General features: G+C 53.5%; 16 protein-coding genes and 2 pseudogenes. 12 read left to right on the forward strand and 6 right to left on the reverse strand.

The features are described 5' to 3' along the window. The first annotated feature begins 18 nt into the window (after positions 1 to 18). The 8 genes and pseudogenes from DB847_RS05200 to DB847_RS05235 all read left to right on the forward strand — a co-directional run bounded on the left by DB847_RS05200 (position 19) and on the right by DB847_RS05235 (position 5,708). Positions 19 to 1,143 (forward strand): protein-glutamate methylesterase/protein-glutamine glutaminase, encoded by a 1,125-nt coding sequence (locus tag DB847_RS05200; RefSeq protein WP_108649749.1) that lies wholly within the window; start codon positions 19 to 21, stop codon positions 1,141 to 1,143. Between the two features lie 3 nt (positions 1,144 to 1,146). Then, positions 1,147 to 1,881 carry a flagellar motor protein gene (locus DB847_RS05205; protein WP_108649750.1) on the forward strand — a complete coding sequence of 245 codons (735 nt, stop codon included), beginning with the start codon at positions 1,147 to 1,149 and terminating at the stop codon, positions 1,879 to 1,881. Between the two features lie 4 nt (positions 1,882 to 1,885). Then, positions 1,886 to 2,824: an OmpA family protein gene (locus tag DB847_RS05210; RefSeq protein ID WP_108649751.1), complete on the forward strand. Its 939-nt coding sequence runs from the start codon at positions 1,886 to 1,888 to the stop codon at positions 2,822 to 2,824. Next, positions 2,821 to 3,614 (forward strand): annotated as a pseudogene (locus DB847_RS05215) (ParA family protein). The gene DB847_RS05210 and the pseudogene DB847_RS05215 overlap by 4 nt, the downstream one beginning before the upstream one ends. Then, positions 3,611 to 4,429 (forward strand): chemotaxis protein CheW, encoded by an 819-nt coding sequence (locus DB847_RS05220; protein WP_108649752.1) that lies wholly within the window; start codon positions 3,611 to 3,613, stop codon positions 4,427 to 4,429. Before DB847_RS05215 ends, DB847_RS05220 begins: the two are co-directional and overlap by 4 nt. 64 nt (positions 4,430 to 4,493) lie before the next feature. Continuing rightward, positions 4,494 to 4,982, forward strand: a complete 489-nt coding sequence (locus tag DB847_RS05225; protein ID WP_108649753.1) for a chemotaxis protein CheW — start codon at positions 4,494 to 4,496, stop codon at positions 4,980 to 4,982. Continuing rightward, positions 4,963 to 5,409, forward strand: coding sequence for a DUF2802 domain-containing protein (locus DB847_RS05230; RefSeq protein WP_234418520.1), 447 nt, complete (start codon positions 4,963 to 4,965; stop codon positions 5,407 to 5,409). Before DB847_RS05225 ends, DB847_RS05230 begins: the two co-directional genes overlap by 20 nt. A 56-nt stretch (positions 5,410 to 5,465) precedes the next feature. After that, the gene (locus DB847_RS05235) at positions 5,466 to 5,708 is read left to right on the forward strand and encodes a YeaC family protein (RefSeq protein WP_108649754.1); all 243 of its coding nucleotides are present in this window, start codon (positions 5,466 to 5,468) and stop codon (positions 5,706 to 5,708) included. A gap of 55 nt (positions 5,709 to 5,763) precedes the next feature. Here DB847_RS05235 and ansA read toward each other — a convergent pair. Then, positions 5,764 to 6,773: pseudogene (gene ansA / locus DB847_RS05240) on the reverse strand (asparaginase). A gap of 93 nt (positions 6,774 to 6,866) precedes the next feature. Next, entirely contained in the window at positions 6,867 to 8,705 is a 1,839-nt protein-coding gene (sppA, locus tag DB847_RS05245; protein WP_108649755.1) for a signal peptide peptidase SppA, read from the reverse strand. Between the two features lie 50 nt (positions 8,706 to 8,755). On the opposite strand from sppA, the gene DB847_RS25945 reads away from it, so the two are divergent. Together DB847_RS25945 and DB847_RS05250 are read left to right on the forward strand one after the other, a co-directional pair. Continuing rightward, the gene (locus tag DB847_RS25945; protein WP_267897742.1) at positions 8,756 to 8,878 is read left to right on the forward strand and encodes a hypothetical protein; all 123 of its coding nucleotides are present in this window, start codon (positions 8,756 to 8,758) and stop codon (positions 8,876 to 8,878) included. A gap of 30 nt (positions 8,879 to 8,908) precedes the next feature. Next, positions 8,909 to 9,457, forward strand: coding sequence for an NAD(P)H nitroreductase (locus DB847_RS05250; RefSeq protein ID WP_108649756.1), 549 nt, complete (start codon positions 8,909 to 8,911; stop codon positions 9,455 to 9,457). Positions 9,458 to 9,507: 50 nt separating this feature from the next. Here the strand turns inward: DB847_RS05250 and asnS are convergent, their stop codons facing one another. After that, positions 9,508 to 10,908, reverse strand: a complete 1,401-nt coding sequence (gene asnS / locus DB847_RS05255; protein ID WP_108649757.1) for an asparagine--tRNA ligase — start codon at positions 10,906 to 10,908, stop codon at positions 9,508 to 9,510. Positions 10,909 to 11,072: 164 nt separating this feature from the next. Here asnS and DB847_RS05260 point away from each other — a divergent pair, with 164 nt between their 5' ends. Both DB847_RS05260 and DB847_RS05265 read left to right on the forward strand, forming a co-directional pair. Next, positions 11,073 to 11,321: a hypothetical protein gene (locus DB847_RS05260; protein ID WP_108649758.1), complete on the forward strand. Its 249-nt coding sequence runs from the start codon at positions 11,073 to 11,075 to the stop codon at positions 11,319 to 11,321. A 215-nt stretch (positions 11,322 to 11,536) separates the two neighbouring features. Next, a complete protein-coding gene (locus tag DB847_RS05265; protein ID WP_108649759.1) occupies positions 11,537 to 13,375 on the forward strand; it encodes a methyl-accepting chemotaxis protein in 1,839 nt (612 codons plus the stop codon). Positions 13,376 to 13,446: 71 nt separating this feature from the next. On the opposite strand, the gene cmoB is transcribed toward DB847_RS05265, so the two are convergent. The 3 genes from cmoB to DB847_RS05280 all read right to left on the reverse strand — a co-directional run bounded on the left by cmoB (position 13,447) and on the right by DB847_RS05280 (position 16,169). Beyond that, positions 13,447 to 14,430: a tRNA 5-methoxyuridine(34)/uridine 5-oxyacetic acid(34) synthase CmoB gene (cmoB, locus tag DB847_RS05270; protein ID WP_108649760.1), complete on the reverse strand. Its 984-nt coding sequence runs from the start codon at positions 14,428 to 14,430 to the stop codon at positions 13,447 to 13,449. Next, positions 14,427 to 15,155: a carboxy-S-adenosyl-L-methionine synthase CmoA gene (cmoA, locus tag DB847_RS05275; protein ID WP_108652907.1), complete on the reverse strand. Its 729-nt coding sequence runs from the start codon at positions 15,153 to 15,155 to the stop codon at positions 14,427 to 14,429. The genes cmoB and cmoA overlap by 4 nt, the downstream gene beginning before the upstream one ends. Positions 15,156 to 15,284: 129 nt before the next feature. Next, positions 15,285 to 16,169 (reverse strand): IS982 family transposase, encoded by an 885-nt coding sequence (locus DB847_RS05280; protein ID WP_108649761.1) that lies wholly within the window; start codon positions 16,167 to 16,169, stop codon positions 15,285 to 15,287. Positions 16,170 to 16,237: the final 68 nt, after the last annotated feature.

Consider the following 16,237-nt stretch of genomic DNA (forward strand, 5'->3'; position numbering starts at 1 on the left):
ACATAGAGATGGTGGACAATGACGATCAAGGTACTGGTAGTTGATGATTCAAGCTTCTTTCGGCGTCGGGTCCAGGAGATCATTGAGGGAGAGCCATCTCTTAGCGTGATCGGAACGGCTAAAAATGGTCAGGAAGCGGTCGATATGGTTGCCAAGCTTCGCCCGGATGTTGTGACCATGGACATCGAGATGCCGGTGATGGATGGGATCACCGCGGTAAAACTTATTATGGAGAAGACTCCGACTCCGATCCTGATGTTTTCTTCTCTGACCCATGAGGGGGCCAAGGCAACCCTTGATGCACTCGAGGCCGGGGCCCTGGACTTTCTTCCCAAGAAATTTGAAGATATCGCCAAAGATCGCGATGAGGCGACCCGTCAGCTGCAGTCCAGAGTAAAAGCGATTGCCCGGCGCCCGGTTTCTGCGCTGCGTCGTCCGGCTCCAAGACCCGCGGCTCCCGCAGCACCAACCAGCCCGACTGCTCCAGCTGCTCCCACAACCACAGCACCAGCTCAGCCTGCGGCTCGTCCGGCGCCAGCTGCTGAAGCAAGGTTTAAAAAAAGCGGCAAACAGTACAACCTGCTGGCGATTGGTACTTCCACCGGAGGGCCGGTTGCCCTGCAAACCGTATTGACTGAGCTTCCTGCGAATTTTCCCTATCCGATTCTATTGATCCAGCATATGCCTTCGACCTTTACTCCGGCCTTTGCTGCCAGGCTCAATGGCCTGTGCAAGATCAGTGTGAAAGAGGCTCAGGATGGAGATATCTTGCGTCCGGGGTGTGCTTATCTTGCTCCCGGGGGCAAGCAGATGTTGGTTGAAGGGCGCGGCAATAGTGCCAAGCTCAAGGTGGTGGATGGTAATGACAAGGTCAATTATAAGCCCTGTGTGGATATTACCTTTGCTTCTGCTGCCAAGAGCCATGGAGGGAAGGTTCTGGCAATCGTTCTGACCGGGATGGGAGCGGATGGTTGTGATGGTGCTCGCTTGCTAAAAGAGCAGGGGGCCACCATCTGGGCTCAGGATGAGCAGAGCTGTGTGGTGTATGGTATGCCACAGGCGGTTGCTAGGGCTGGTATCGCTAGTGAGTCACTTCCCCTGAACCGGGTCGCACAACGTATCAATGTTGAAATAGGATGTTAACTCATGGGGCTGCTGGGACTGGCCATTGCGATCGCCTGTATCCTGGTCGCCCAGCTTCTCAGTGGCGGCTCACTGCTTGCGCTTATCGATTTTCCTGCCTTTTTGATTGTGTTCGGTGGCACCATGGGTGCCATCATTCTCCAGACGCCTTTGAGTGCGCTGCGGATCGCCCTGCTTCAGCTTGCATGGGTGGTTAATCCACCAAAGAGCCAGTTACTCAACCAGGCAGAACGCTTTGAGAAATGGTCGATGTCGGCGCGTCAATATGGCTTATTGGCGCTGGAGGACTTGTCTGATGATGAGCCCTGTGAGTTTACCAAGATGGGGCTTAACCTGCTGGTTGATGGCACAGATAGCGATCATATCAAGCAGCTACTCGAGACAGAGATCGATATAGAGCAGGAGAAGCTTGAGCAGGGAGCTAAAGTTTACGAGGCTATGGGAGGCTATAGCCCAACCATCGGCATTATCGGTGCAGTCCTTGGGCTGATCCAGGCGATGGCTCACCTGGATAACCCCAGCGAGCTTGGAGAAGGGATCGCGGTTGCTTTTGTGGCTACTATTTATGGCGTGGGTTTTGCTAATCTTTTGTACCTGCCAATCTCCAATAAACTGCGGGCGATGCATTATCAAATCTATCTTTACCAGGAGCTGACGATGCAGGGGCTTTTGGCGATCGCAAGTGGAGAGAGCGGATTACAGCTGAGACACAGGTTCCAGGTCTATCTCAGGGAGTAGTTGGATGCGGATGCGTAGAAAACATAGAGGTCACTCCGGCCATGAGCGAACCGATCGCTGGCTGGTTTCCTACGCAGACTACATGACGCTGATATTTGCCCTGTTTGTGGTTCTATACGCCTTGGCTATCTACCATGAGGATCGCTATGATGAGCTGCGTGAAAGTTTCAAGCAGGCCAGCGAACGCATCATCGGCAGTAATGAGCCCATTTTCTCCTCTATCTTTCCTGAACTCTCCAACTCCATTCTGACCGAAGAGGCCAGCGGTGTGATCCCCGATGGTGGGAGTCTCGCCATCGCCGAGGAGGATGATCTCTCCGAGTTACCCGAAAGTAAGCTTCAGGGGGCCCCATTTTCCGCAATTGAACAGAGCCTCAGCTCCCTGGCCCGTCAGAGCGAGGCCGGTACCATGCAGCTTGAGCAGGACGAGCAGTGGTTAACCATCGAGCTCGACTCCCGCTCTATATTTCCCAGCGGCAGTGCAGCGCTCACCCTTAAGGCCCGTACGATACTAAGAGAAATTTCACAAACCCTTAAAACGGTCGATAATTATGTCAGGATCAGGGGGTATACCGATGACCGCCTGGTTCGTAATGAGCTGTTTGCTTCCAATTGGGAGCTTTCTGCAGCTCGAGCCGTCAGTGTTTTACGGTTTCTTAACCGAGATGGTATAGCACCTCAGCGGATGGCAATCGAGGCATTTGGCCAGTATCGCCCCGTGCTCTCTAATGAGACCGAGGAGGGGCGGGCTAAGAATCGGCGGGTGGTCATTGCGGTCTCAAAATATGCCTGGGTTGCGCCGGTGAAGGCCGTACCCAAGACTGTAGATACGGCCACCGAGACGCCAAAACCCTCTGAGCAGCAAGATTCGGATGAGGTGAAAGAGATCCCATTGCCTGGAGGCGGCTTCATCATCACAACAAGAAAGGATGCATCATCGTGATTGTATGGACAGTAGCTAATCAAAAAGGTGGTGTTGGTAAGACAACGACCGTGGTCGCACTGGCTGGCTTGCTCTCTCAACGGGGCAAGCGGGTATTACTGATCGATACGGATCCTCACGCATCTCTCACCAGCTATCTGAACTATGACTCAGACTCACTGGACAAGACGCTCTATGAGCTGTTCCAGGTCCCGAAACTCACCCCTGAATTTATTCAAGAGCATATCATTCATACCGCCTTTGAAAATATTCACCTGCTGCCGGCATCCATTACGCTGGCCACCCTGGATCGGGTGTTGGGCAACCGTGAGGGAATGGGGCTGATTCTGGCCAGGGCGTTGCACAAGCTGCATGATGAATATGATTTTGCGATCATCGATTGCCCGCCGGTGCTGGGAGTGATGATGGTCAATGCCATTGCCGCCTGTGATCGCATCCTGGTTCCGGTACAAACCGAATTCCTGGCTCTCAAGGGCTGGATCGCATGATGCGTACTTTTGAGGTGATGCAGCGTTCCAAGAAAGAGGGATTCCTCTATACCATTATTCCGACCATGTTTGATAAACGCACCAAGGCGTCACTGATGACCCTGCGCTCCCTTAAGGAGCTGCATGGTGACAAGGTCTGGAACTCAGTGATCCCGATTGATACTAAGTTCCGTGATGCCAGCCTGCAGCATATCCCTCCCTCAATTTATGCCAAGGGAAGCCGCGGGGCTTATGCCTACTGGAGCTTGCTCAACTACATTTTGCAGCTCGAAGATGAGCAGAGGGAGGAGTCTTCATCATGAATTCAAAAAACCATGAACAGGCCCTGGAGAACTATTTCGCGGCACTGTTAATGGATCTTGATGATGACATTCAGGAGACGGAAGAACTGCCTGCGGGGGAGGTTGCCCTGGAGCAGGTTTCCGCTCCTTTGCAGGAGGAGCTAACCCCTGAGCCCAAGGTGCAGCCGCAAGCCGAAGCTAAAGCCGAGCCCTTGCCGGTTCGCCTTGAGGACACACTGATTGCCCCTTTCAATCACCTTGAAAAGGATAATCTTGCGAATCTTCTGGAAACGATTGAGGAGCTTAAAGAGCAGCAAGAGAAGGTTACACCCAAGGTGAAGGTTGAGCCGGTCAAACAACCCGAGCCTGAGCCGGAGCAGCCCTGGGAAAATATAGACGCAGAAGAGAGCTTTCAGGTGCTGTTTTTCTCGGTCGATGGCGTGACCTTTGCGGTCCCCCTGACCGATCTTGGCGGCATCCATGAGCTGGAGTCGGTGACCAGTTTGTTTGGTAAGCCCGATTGGTTTGCTGGTGTGGTGGATATCCGGGGTGAAAAGCTCAATGTGGTGAAGACGCCCCACTGGGTGATGCCGGATCAACCTCACGATGAGTGGGAGGCTCGTTACCTGGTGATGCTCGGAACCAGTGAGTGGGGGCTCGGCACAGAGCAGCTGCTCGGGACCGAGCTGCTGCATAATGATCAGGTGAAATGGCGCCGCAGCGCCGGCAAACGCCCCTGGCTCGCCGGGATGGTCAAAGAGAAGATGTGTGTGCTACTTCATGTCAATGAGATGATTCGGCTGCTTGAGCAGGGCGTCAATATTAATGGGGACTGATCAGAGCTAAACGAAACGTGCTAATGTTACGGTTAGAGAGCCAAAATAGTAAAGGATGGCAGAGATGAGTGAACAGCAGAGTGTAGCGGATAATGTCGCTGGAGATGAGATTCTCCAATGGGTGACCTTCAAGCTGGATGAAGAGACATATGGCATCAACGTGATGCAAGTACAGGAGGTGCTGCGCTATTCTGAGATCGCTCCTGTGCCGGGGGCTCCCGATTATGTCCTTGGGATCATCAATCTTCGCGGAAATGTTGTGACCGTTATCGATACCCGTGCCCGTTTTGGATTGATGCCGGCTGAGGTCAGTGATAACTCACGAATCGTGATTATTGAGACCGACCGTCAGGTGATCGGTATTTTGGTCGATAGCGTTGCTGAGGTGGTTTACCTGAGATCCTCAGAGATCGATACGGCGCCAAACGTTGGGACCGAAGAGAGTGCCAAGTTTATTCAGGGCGTCAGTAATCGTGATGGAGAATTGCTGATCTTGGTTGATTTGAATAAACTGTTATCAGATGATGAATGGGATGATCTCAGCCAGTTATAACCTGATGACCGACCAACTGTTTATATATCTGCTGCCAGCGTTAGCCCTAGTGGTTGCGCTGGTCGCGCTATTTTTGGGACTCATCCACTCCAGAAATCAGCAGCATAAACTGCAGGCGATGGAGCGGGTCCTCAAAGAGCACAGTCGCAACCGGGATCTGCTGAGGAAGCAGGTCAATGAGATCCAGTCTGGTACCCTGGGGCTTGGCAAGCGCCTGGTGGCTCTGCAGAGCTCCCTTGAGGGCCTGCAGGAGCAGCAGCAGGAGCTGTCGATGCGCGAGCCTGAAAATCGCCTGTATAGCCGGGCGATGCGTATGGTTGAGCTAGGTGCGGATCTTGATGAGCTGATGCGTGAGTGCGAACTTCCAAGAGCCGAGGCCGAGCTGCTCCTCTCTTTACACCAGCAACAGCGTCAGCGTACCGAATAGCCAGAGACTCCCATTACTCATATCCCTAAGCTTTCGCCTTTTCTATGGAGGAATAGATGTCATTTGATCAAACCGTAGCTTCTCTTACCCCCGAAATGTATTCCCGCCTTAAGTTGGCGGTTGAACTTGGAAAGTGGCCCGATGGTAAGGCCCTGACCCCTGAGCAGAAAGAGCTGAGCCTGCAGGCGGTGCTGTTATGGCAGAGCCAGCATGGTGATGAACCTGAGCATATGACGCTCGATCGCCAGGGAAACCTGGTGATGAAGAGTAAGCAGGAGCTGAAAGAGCAGTTTAAATAGCCTGACGCTATCTCAGATGAGGCCTGCTCAGATTGGCCTCATCTGGTGCCTGGTGTCACTCTCCCAGGGTAAGTTCTCCCTTGAGATCCTGTTGCATCAGGGCCCGGACTTGTGGGCTGGTATAGCGTTGGCTCAGCAGCATATGCAGTTTGGTCAGTGCTGCCTCGGTTGTCATATCAAAGCCGGAGATCACCCCGGCCCGGCTCAGGGCATTCCCCCGGCATATCCCTCCATATTGACTTTTCCGCTCAGGCACTGGGTCAGGTTCACGATAATGACCCCCCGCTCCGTGGCATCGGTTAACAGGGCTAGCATCTCCTGGTTCAGGGGGCATTGCCAACTCCGTAAGAGAGCAGGATCAACGCCTTGACCGGCTGTTGCAGGATATTGCGGATCACATCCACGCTTATTCCGGGGTAGAGGGTGACCACCCCTATCGGCTGAGGGGTGATCGGAGTTACCTGCAGGGGGAGAGGCTCATCTTCGCCTATCTTGCCGGCAACCAGTTCAATGTTGATTCCGGCCTTGAGCAGGGGGGGAAGTTCGGTGAGCCGAAGGCGTTGAAACCATCGGCTCTGATCTTACTGCTGCGATTGCCACGAAACAGCTCATTGTTAAAAAACAAAGAGACTTCGTGAATCGGGTAGTTGGCAGCGATGTAGAGGGCGTTGAGCAGGTTTTGCTGCCCATCGGAGCGCAACTGTGACAAGGGGATCTGTGATCCGGTGACGATGACCGGTTTTTGCAGATCGCTGAGCATAAAAGAGAGTGCCGATGCGGTAAAGGACATGGTATCTGTCCCGTGCAGGATCACGAAGCCATCATATTTGTCATAGTTGTGGTGGATATCGTCAGCAATCCTTTGCCAGTCAGCCGGGGTCATGTCCGAGGAGTCCATCAGGGGCAGTACTCATTGATGGTGTAGCTGGGCATATCCGGATGATGGAACTCAGGCATATCGGCCAGACACTGCTCCATATATCCGGCAACCGGGATAAACCCCTGCTCAGATCGCTGCATACCTATGGTGCCCCCGGTATAAGCGATATAGATCGATTTTTTCACGACAGACTCTTCTTTTATTTATATGGATAACAGACGGGCATTATAGAGGCTGAGGGGGGTAAAAAAGAACCCCGGCCGGGCCGGGGTTTTCAATTACTGAATTTTCCAGGGACAGATGGCGTACATCCCCTGTGGATCATTGAGCTGCAACAGGGGTTTACCGGCGCTGACTAGCTCACCGACGATCTTAGGCAGTGTGGTTCCGATGCTACTGAACTCGCTGATATGTTCGAACAGTTGCTGGATAAACAGCTCCCGGGCCGAGATCGGCGGAGTGATCGGTAGCAGCTGATACTCCTTGAGACCCGCGAGCTTGGCCGCCAGGGCTGCGGCGTCAGCCTGATTACCGAGCTTGTCCACCAGTCCCAGCTTAAGGGCATCCTTACCCGTCCAGACATGGCCCTGAGCAATCTTGTTGACTGCCTCTGGTGACATGTGGCGGCCACTGGCAACCACTTTGAGGAAACGCTGGTAGGTATCCTCAACCCCCATCTGGATGATGCTCTTGGCCTCTTTGGACAATGGCCGGGTCATGCTGACCTGAGGGTAGGCACTCACAGTTACCCCATCGGTATGCACTCCAAGTTTACCCAGGGCCTTGTCTATGGTGGTGAGCATGCCAAACACACCAATTGAGCCGGTCAGGGTGGTGGGCTCGGCGACGATCTTATCGGCATCGGCGGCAATCCAGTAACCACCGGAGGCCGCGTAACTACTCATGGAGACCACCACAGGCTTGCCGGATTTTTTCAGGGCAATCAGCTGCTGGCGGATCTGCTCGGCGGCAAAGGCGCTCCCTCCCGGGCTATCAACTCGCAGCACCACGGCTTTTATCTCTTTATCCAGCCGGGCCCGGGTTAGCAGCTCAGACAGAGTGTCTGAGCCGATCACCCCGCGGGGCTGATCGCCGCTCATGATCGGACCTGAGGCGGTGATGAGGGCGATATCCGGCTTGCCATGGTCCCGGTATGGGCTGGGCAGGGTTGAGAGGTATCTCTGGTAACTGATGCTACGATAATGCTCTTTGCCCTTGGGATGTCCCACCAGCTTGACCAGGGCCTTGTTCATCTCAAGCTCTGTGGCCAGCTCATCAACCAGTTTATTTTGCAATGCATACTGGGCCGGGTTGCCTCCGGCTTTGGTCAGACGCGCCATGAGCTGCTGTTTACTCGGGTTAATCACATCCGCAGCTATCTTACGCTGGGTGGAAACATCTGTGACATATTGGGACCAGATCTGCTGGAGCAGGTGCTGATTGACCTTGCGGCTATCCGGAGACATGTTGTCCCTGAGGTAGGGTTCAACAAAGGATTTATAGCGGCCCACCCGGAACACATGGGTGTCGATATTGAACTTATCCAGTGCGGATTTGTAGTAGAGGCGGTAGATCCCGTAGCCTTGCAGATCCACGCCTCCGGCCGGGTTGAGGAGGATCTTGTCTGCATAAGAGGCCAGGTAGTACTGGGCCTGATCAAACTCGCTGCCAATAGCGATTATTGGCTTCCTGGAGGTTTTGAAATCCTCCAGGGCCGCACCGATCAGCCTAAGCTTGGTCAGATCCGCCTGGCGCAGGTTTTTGAGCTGCAGCACCAGCAGCTTGATTCGTGGGTCCTTTTTCGCCTGCTCGATGGCATACACCACCTTGTGGACCGAAACCTGCTGAGTGGGGGACTCCTCATCCAGCAGTTGGCGCATCAGCAGCTGGCTCGGATTATCTTCACTGGGCTGCTCCACCAGATCCCCGGAGAGGTTCAAGGTCAGAGCGGCATGCGCCGGGAGCGCCGGAGTGGTTGGCTTATCCGCGATAAAGACAGAGATAACCAGCAGCAGGATAATTAAAAAAATAAGGTTTAGGATCAATTTGCGCAGGGTATTGATGCACTTCCATGCGCCAATCAGGATCCATTTTATGGTTTGCCAAATAACTTTCATATAGGTTTGCACAACTTATGGGCTCTAACTGCTGATTATCGGAGTTATTGATGCAAATTACCATGGAAGCGGGGGCAATTCGTGCTCGGGCGGGTGCACGGATTCAATTCTGTCATATCGGCATCAGTATCCTGGGTTTTGCTGTGCTGCATTTTTTACATGGCCTGTGCTAAGGTAACTTTTTTAAGTGGTCGAGAATCGTTATGGAAGCGTTAGAATTGCTGCTTAATCGTCACTCTTGCAGTCGACTCAAGGTACCGGCTCCTGCAGGGGAGGGGTTGCAACTTATTCTGAAGGCCGGGCTTTGTGCCCCGGATCATGGGGCCCTTAAACCCTGGGAGTTTATCATCGCCAAGGGTGAGGGGCTCACCCGGTTGGGGGATATTTTTGCCAGGGCTGCCGAGGCTCGGGGGGAGTCCGCAGATAAGGTAGAGCGGGCGCGTAATGCCCCCTCAAGAGCCCCTCTGGTGATCGCCGTTGCAGCCAAGGTCAAGCCTCACGAGAAGGTCCCTCCCTTCGAGCAACACCTGGCGGCAGGCTGCTCGGTGATGGCGATGCAGATGGCGGCCCAGGCCCAGGGATTTAACGGGATCTGGCGCTCCGGCTGGTTTATCTATGATCGTCAGGTTCACCAGGAGCTTGGGTTATCGGATGAAGATCAGCTGGTGGGCTTTCTTTATCTCGGGACGCCGACGGTCGAGTGCCACGCGTTGCGCAAGGTGGTGGTGGCCGACCACTGCCGCGAGCTATAAAAAAAGCCCTGCCATCCGGCAGGGCTTTTTTGTAATGCGGGTGCTGGCTTTTAGAACTCCGCCGTGCGGGCCGCGCGGGGGAATGGCATCACATCACGGATGTTGGCCATACCTGTGACAAAGGTTACCAGGCGGTCAAACCCTAGGCCAAAGCCTGAGTGAGGGACGGTGCCGTAGCGACGCAGATCCCGATACCACCAGTAATCCTCTTTTTCCAGCTCCATCTCTTCCAGGCGCTGATCCAGGATCTCCAGACGCTCTTCACGCTGGGAGCCACCGATGATCTCACCGATGCCCGGAGCCAGAATGTCCATCGCCGCCACTGTTTTGCCATCATCATTGAGACGCATGTAGAAGGCTTTGATATCTTTCGGATAGTTCTTCACCACCACCGGAGCTTTGAAGTGCTCCTCGGCCAGGTAGCGCTCATGCTCGGAACTCATGTCGATGCCCCAGGAGACCGGGTACTCGAACTCCTTGCCGCAGTTTTCCAGGATCTCGATTGCGTCGGTGTAGTCTACCTGCACAAATTCGGAGCTCACTAGCTGTTGCAGGCGCTCAATCACACCTTTTTGGATGCGCTGATCAAAGAACTGCAGATCGTCCATCCGCTCTTCGAGGACCGCCTTGAACACATACTTGAGCATCTCGATTGCAACTTCGGCCGCATCGTCGAGATCGGCAAAGGCTATTTCCGGCTCCAGCATCCAAAACTCGGCCAGATGACGGCTCGTGTTGGAGTTTTCGGCGCGGAAGGTCGGACCAAAGGTGTAGACCTTGCTCATGGCACAGGCAAAGGTTTCAACGTTAAGCTGGCCGGATACGGTCAGGAAGGCCTCTTTACCAAAGAAGTCTTCGCTATAATCCACCTCACCCTTATCGGTCAGGGGTAGGTTTTGCATATCCAGGGTCGAGACGCGGAACATCTCTCCGGCGCCCTCACAGTCACTGGCGGTGATGATCGGGGTACTGATCCAGTTGTAGCCATTTTCATAGAAGAAACGGTGCAGAGCCTGAGCCAGGCAGTTACGTACCCGGGTCACGGCGCCAATTACATTGGTGCGCGGACGCAGGTGGGCATGCTCACGCAGGTATTCGATGGAGTGGCGCTTTGCCGCCATCGGGTAGCTGTCCGGGTTCTCGACCCAGCCGATCACTTCAACCCCGGTCGCCTGAAGCTCAAAGGTTTGCCCCTTGCCCTGGGATTCGACCACCTCGCCCGTGACTGCTACCGAGCAGCCTGCGGTCAGGCGCTGGACCTCTTCCTGGTAATTATTCAGGGTATTAGGGACGACTGCCTGCACAGGATTGAAACAGCTGCCATCATGGATAGCAAGAAAAGAGATGCCGGCTTTCGAATCCCGTCGGGTTCGAATCCAGCCCTTGACAGTCACTGTGCTGCCGACAGGAAATTGACCTGCCAGTACATCTACAACAGACGCTAGCGCCATATTCTTCGGTTCTCCAGCAAGAGGGGTGATAAAAAAGAGAAAATCTCACGCAGCCCTCAATCTTACCTTCGTCACAATAAGACTCAAGTAAAAAGATTGGAAACGGGCAATTTTGGCCACAAATGCGACTAGGGATTATTCTAGTAAGTAGATAGGGAGGTAATATGCACGACAACGAGCGACGCAAAGGCCCCGATCTGGGGCAGCGGATCCTCCAGCTGTGCTCGATTCTGGCCTGGCTGCTGTTTCTGGTGGCCATGGTGCTGTTTCACTTTGCTCGTCCTGAAGTGCAGTTTGGTTTGCTTACCTTCTGGGGGTCGAGGTACGCCAGAGCTGGGATCAACCCCTGGGAGACTGGTTTTTGTTTACCCTGTGGGGCTGCTGTATTCTGGCGCTCGTCACCGTATTGGTGAACATCCGCCGTAGTCGCCGTCACAGTGATCACCAGTTGTTTAACCTGGTTCTGTTGCTCTTGATTGTCTCTGGCTCCCTGCTCTCCTATTACTTTGGTTTTATCTGATTATTTTCAACACCTTGCTTCATGGGCTATGTCTTTTGGACTCAGTCATGCATTTTGCCTGAGATCTTCTACGCTTTTAGGTAGGAAGATGGATAGGGAGTGTCCCTGATGACGGTCAAACAAAAACTTCTGGCCAGTGCAGTGCTGAGTGTATTGATTCTGCTGATCGTGCTGGCATTTGTGTTTCGCTTCGCATCCCAGCAGCAAGATCTGAGTATGGCGATCAAGAGCGCCGAGCACCTGGAAACCCAGATGCTGAACATGCGCCGTTATGAGAAGGACTTCTTGATCACCAAGAAAGAGGAGGATGTTACCAAGTTCAATCAGATCTATAAGGCCTTCGTCGCAGAGGATGAAGAGCTTGATGAGCTGATCCACGATGATGAGCTACATCGCCTTCTGACCCAGTTGATTGATGAGATCAAGGGCTATCAGCAGAAATTCACCAAATTGGTTGAGATGCAAAAAACCATAGGTTTGAATCCCAAGGCCGGGCTCTATGGATCGCTACGCTCCTCGGTGCATAATCTTGAGACCAAGCTCAAGGAGGATAACCAGCCCGAGCAGATGGTCGAGATGCTGATGCTGCGCCGCGCCGAGAAAGACTTTATGTTGCGCCGGGATCTCAAATACAAGGGTAAGTTTGAGAAGACCTACTCCAAGCTCGAATCCATGCTTGCCGGCGAGCCCGATAAGCTCAATCTGCTCAGTAACTATAAGCGGGACTTCTTCAATCTCATCAGTAACGAGCAGCAGTTGGGGTTGAGTCCAGATTCAGGTCTGCTCAAGGAGATGCGTACTCAGGTGCATCGCACCGAGAATATGTTTGGCCAGATGCTGGCTTACCTCGAAGAATTCTCGGCGGAGAGCCGTCAGTCGATGATCTCCCAGATCACCATCTTTGCCATCATCGGCGTTCTGCTGGTGGTGTTCTTTAGCTTCTGGATCGCGCGCAGTGTTATCGGTAGCCTCTCCGGTTTTGCCGGCCTGATGCAGAAGGTCAGTGATAATCACGATCTGACGCTACGCAGTGAGCTTCAATCCAAGGATGAGTTCGCTGATATGGGAGAGGACTTTAACCGGATGCTTGAGTCCTTCATGCATGTGATTGGCGATGTCAAAGGGGCGGTAAATGCCCTTGAGAGTGCGACCGACTCCCTGTCGCAAAATGCTGAAGCGGCCCGCAGTGGCGCCGAGCAGCAGCTGCAAGAGACAGATATGGTTGCCACCGCCGCGACCGAGATGGGTTCAACCATCAGTGAGATCGCCCAGAATACCGAACTGGCAGCGGCCAGTGCCAAGGAGACCAATGAGACAGCTCATAATGGTCAGCAGCAGGTTGAGACCACCATCCAGGAGATCCGCTCTCTGTCTGGCCGCTTGGAAGAGTCCTCCGGCGTGGTTCAGGAGCTTGAAAAAGAGAGTCAGACGGTGGGCGCCGTGCTGGATGTGATCCGCGGGATTGCCGAGCAGACCAATCTGCTGGCGCTTAACGCTGCTATCGAGGCAGCCCGGGCGGGTGATCAAGGCCGCGGCTTTGCCGTGGTGGCCGACGAGGTTCGAAGTCTGGCGATGCGTACCCAGGAGTCCACCGAGGAGATTGCCGGGATCATCAATGGGTTGCAGAGCCGTACCCAGAACATAGTGCAGCTGATGGATGAGTGCCGGGCCCAGGGAGAGCGCAGTGTGAATGCCGCCACCGATGCCGGTGAGCAGCTCTCTCAGATCACCGACAAGATGAAAGATGTGATGGATATGAGTACTCAAATTGCTACCGCTGTCGAGGAGCAGAGTTCGGTGGCCAATGAGATCAATCGCAATGTGACCACCATCCGTGACATCGCTCATGAGTCCAGTGAGAAGACTGAGCAGAATATGGAGTCGAGTTTTGAGGTATCACAACAGGCCCAGAGCTTGTCGCGCTCGGTCGAGATCTTTAAGTCCTGATTTACAGTCTTAGGAAATGAAAGAGGGATGCCTGGCACCCCTCTTTTTTATCCGGCTGGTTTTGATGAACCTTAGTCGACCTTATAGGGGGCCTTGGCTATTAGCAGGGCGCGTAGGGGAGCGGGATATCCCTCAATCGTCTTGCTTGGATCATTCGGATCCAGGAAGTCATCCAGGGATTCGGTGTTGATCCAGTTGGTTTTGCGCTGCTCTTCGAAGGTGGTCGGCGTCTCATCGGCGATGGTTACCTGTTCGAAGCCACACTTTTCCAGCCACAGCTTAAGGGCCTTGCTGGATGGGATAAACCAGATGTTGCGCATCTTGGCATAGCGATCGATCGGCACCAGTACATCCTGTTCATCTCCCGGGATCACCAGAGTCTCCAGCACCAGCTCGCCACCGGGCTTAAGATGAGACTTAAGCTGCATCAGGTGATCTATGGGTGAACGCCTGTGATAGAGGACTCCCATGGAGAACAGGGTGTCAAAGGCCTTGAGGGGAGGGAGCTCCTGGATCCCAAGAGGCAGCAGGTGGATCTTCTGCTCGGCGTTGGCAAAGTGACGAATCGCCTCGAACTGGCAGAGAAACAGTGCCGAGGGATCGACGCCGGTGACAAACTCGGCGCCCGCTCCGAGCATCCGCCACATGTGATAGCCACTGCCACAGCCCACATCCAGTACATAACGCCCCTTGAGAGGAGAGATATGAGGGGTGAGACGATCCCACTTGAGATCGGAGCGCCACTCGGTATCTATGTGGATCCCGTGGACCTGGTATGGACCTTTTCGCCAGGGCTGCAGGTGGCGAAACAGGTTCTCGGTTCGCTTGCGCTCGCCCTCAGTGAGCTCGCCCTCCTGACCCAGGGTGACCGAATCTTGGATTTCGATATGCCTGGTTGTGACCTGAGGCAGCTTGGTCAGCACCTTTTGCCAACGGGGGAAGTCGCCATGCTGGTGCTCCTTTTGCCAGTTAGAGAGCAAAGAGGGCAGGGTGGTGAGCCAGTGTTGCAGCCGGTTCTTGGCGATCGCCTGATAAAAATCGGAAAAATCTATCACTTGATCGCCACCATAGAGCCAAAGTTAAAGCATTGATACCAGAGATCCATGTGCTCAAATCCCGCCTGTTGCAGGCGCTGTTTGTGAGTTTGGATACTGTCGGTGCGCATCACATTCTCAAGGGCGGTGCGCTTTTGGCTGATCTCCAGCTCGCTGTAACCATTGGCCCGCTTGAAATCAAGGTGCAGATCCACCATCAGCTCATTGACCGGCTGATCCTCAAAGCTGAACTTTTCACTTAAGATCAGCACTCCACCCGGGCGCAGGGCCTGGTAGATACGGCTGAGCAGCACCTGGCGTTTTTCCGGCGAGAGAAATTGCAGGGTGAAGTTCAGGACCACCACGGATGCGTTATCCAGCTCAGCCTCACAGATATCCTGCTCGAGAATAGTCACCTTGGCGGTGGATTTGAATCCTTGCAGGTGACGGCGGCAGCGCTCTACCATGGCCGGAGAATTATCGATGCCGATGATTTGGCAACTGTCGTGAGGCAGCTGATTGCGCATCGACAGGGTGGCAGCACCCAGTGAGCACCCCAGATCATAGAGGTTGGTCTCGGGTTGGGCAAAGCGGCGGGTCAGCATACCGATCACCGAAATGATATGCTGATAACTCGGGATAGAGCGTTGGATCATATCCGGAAATACATCTGCGACGCGCTCGTCAAAGCAGAAATCACCAATTTGTGAGATGGCTGACGCAAAGATCCGATCTTTAGTTTGCATGGTCTTGTGGTTTAACTCGGGCTTAAATCTGGACTGCTGCTGCATCTGCGCAGCGCGAAAAGCCGGTTATTGTAGTGAAAAGTTCGCTGCTTGTCTTGAAGTAGGTTGTTTTTTATTCCCTGCTTAACCTCAGATCTGCATAAGCGCTTCCTTTTCAAGCCGAGACATTCGGATGCTCGGCTTCTTTTCCTGGAAGGTATATGCAATGAGGCCAGCAAGGAGATTCACCATAAAGCTGATGCAGCTACGATGCCGTGAGTGTTCTATCTGAGAGATGTTCTTCAGCTGATCAAAGACGGTTTCAATGATGAAGCGTTTGCGGAGCATCAGCTTATCCCATAGCCGCATCAACTTTGGTTTCATATTCTTCCTGATGCTGGTAATTAATGTGACCCCTTGGTCTGCCAGCTCTTCTGCAAGTGGTCCTGAAATATAGCCTTTATCTCCATAGAGTGAACCCCAGAGCTGCTCGCACATTTCAGGAAGAGGAGTTCTGTCATCAACATTGGCTGGGGTTAATTTGACCGAGATAACACCACCTTGATCATTGATGATAAGGTGCAATTTAAATCCATAAAACCACCCCATGGTTCCTTTGCCACGCTTGGCAGCACCTTGAAATACTTGATGTCGAGGGATGCGAAGGTTATGGCAAACCTGAAGTTTTGTTGAGTCGACGAATGCAATCCCAGTAGGTTTTGCTTGTCTGTGGGTGAGATAGGAGCACAAAGGGACAAGGGTCGTTTGCATCAATTTCAACATCCGGGTGTAACTCACCAGGCCGGGGAACTCGCTTTTCCAGTACTTACATACGAACTGAAGATAATAGGATTTAAAGTCTCGGAATCCCAAGCGATGGAATGCGATGACGATGGTCATCACTTCACTGACAGCCAGGCGAGAGGGTCTGTTCCGCTGCTTCACACCTAAGGAGATCTGCTGTTTTTGCCAAGCGGGTAGAAAGACCTGACAGAAATCATCGACATCAACGAAAATAGCTTCTAAATTGATCATGCCCAAGCTCCTTGGCGATTGATGGTTCTGGACAAACGATCAGATCGCAGCTTGGGCTTTTAGTTCCC

The organism is Dongshaea marina, assembly GCF_003072645.1.
In the GTDB taxonomy this organism is placed as follows: Bacteria; Pseudomonadota; Gammaproteobacteria; order Enterobacterales; family Aeromonadaceae; genus Dongshaea; species Dongshaea marina.

Excerpts from the sequence above, each read along its gene's own strand:
- DB847_RS05200 (WP_108649749.1), top strand. The coding sequence starts at position 19 with ATGACGATCAAGGTACTGGTAGTTGATGATTCAAGCTTCTTTCGGCGT.
- DB847_RS05205 (WP_108649750.1), top strand. The coding sequence starts at position 1,147 with ATGGGGCTGCTGGGACTGGCCATTGCGATCGCCTGTATCCTGGTCGCC.
- DB847_RS05210 (WP_108649751.1), top strand. The coding sequence starts at position 1,886 with ATGCGGATGCGTAGAAAACATAGAGGTCACTCCGGCCATGAGCGAACC.
- DB847_RS05220 (WP_108649752.1), top strand. The coding sequence starts at position 3,611 with ATGAATTCAAAAAACCATGAACAGGCCCTGGAGAACTATTTCGCGGCA.
- DB847_RS05225 (WP_108649753.1), top strand. The coding sequence starts at position 4,494 with ATGAGTGAACAGCAGAGTGTAGCGGATAATGTCGCTGGAGATGAGATT.
- DB847_RS05230 (WP_234418520.1), top strand. The coding sequence starts at position 4,963 with ATGATCTCAGCCAGTTATAACCTGATGACCGACCAACTGTTTATATAT.
- DB847_RS05235 (WP_108649754.1), top strand. The coding sequence starts at position 5,466 with ATGTCATTTGATCAAACCGTAGCTTCTCTTACCCCCGAAATGTATTCC.
- sppA (WP_108649755.1), bottom strand. The coding sequence starts at position 8,705 with ATGAAAGTTATTTGGCAAACCATAAAATGGATCCTGATTGGCGCATGG.
- DB847_RS25945 (WP_267897742.1), top strand. The coding sequence starts at position 8,756 with ATGCAAATTACCATGGAAGCGGGGGCAATTCGTGCTCGGGCGGGTGCA.
- DB847_RS05250 (WP_108649756.1), top strand. The coding sequence starts at position 8,909 with ATGGAAGCGTTAGAATTGCTGCTTAATCGTCACTCTTGCAGTCGACTC.
- asnS (WP_108649757.1), bottom strand. The coding sequence starts at position 10,908 with ATGGCGCTAGCGTCTGTTGTAGATGTACTGGCAGGTCAATTTCCTGTC.
- DB847_RS05260 (WP_108649758.1), top strand. The coding sequence starts at position 11,073 with ATGCACGACAACGAGCGACGCAAAGGCCCCGATCTGGGGCAGCGGATC.
- DB847_RS05265 (WP_108649759.1), top strand. The coding sequence starts at position 11,537 with ATGACGGTCAAACAAAAACTTCTGGCCAGTGCAGTGCTGAGTGTATTG.
- cmoA (WP_108652907.1), bottom strand. The coding sequence starts at position 15,155 with ATGCAAACTAAAGATCGGATCTTTGCGTCAGCCATCTCACAAATTGGT.
- DB847_RS05280 (WP_108649761.1), bottom strand. The coding sequence starts at position 16,169 with ATGATCAATTTAGAAGCTATTTTCGTTGATGTCGATGATTTCTGTCAG.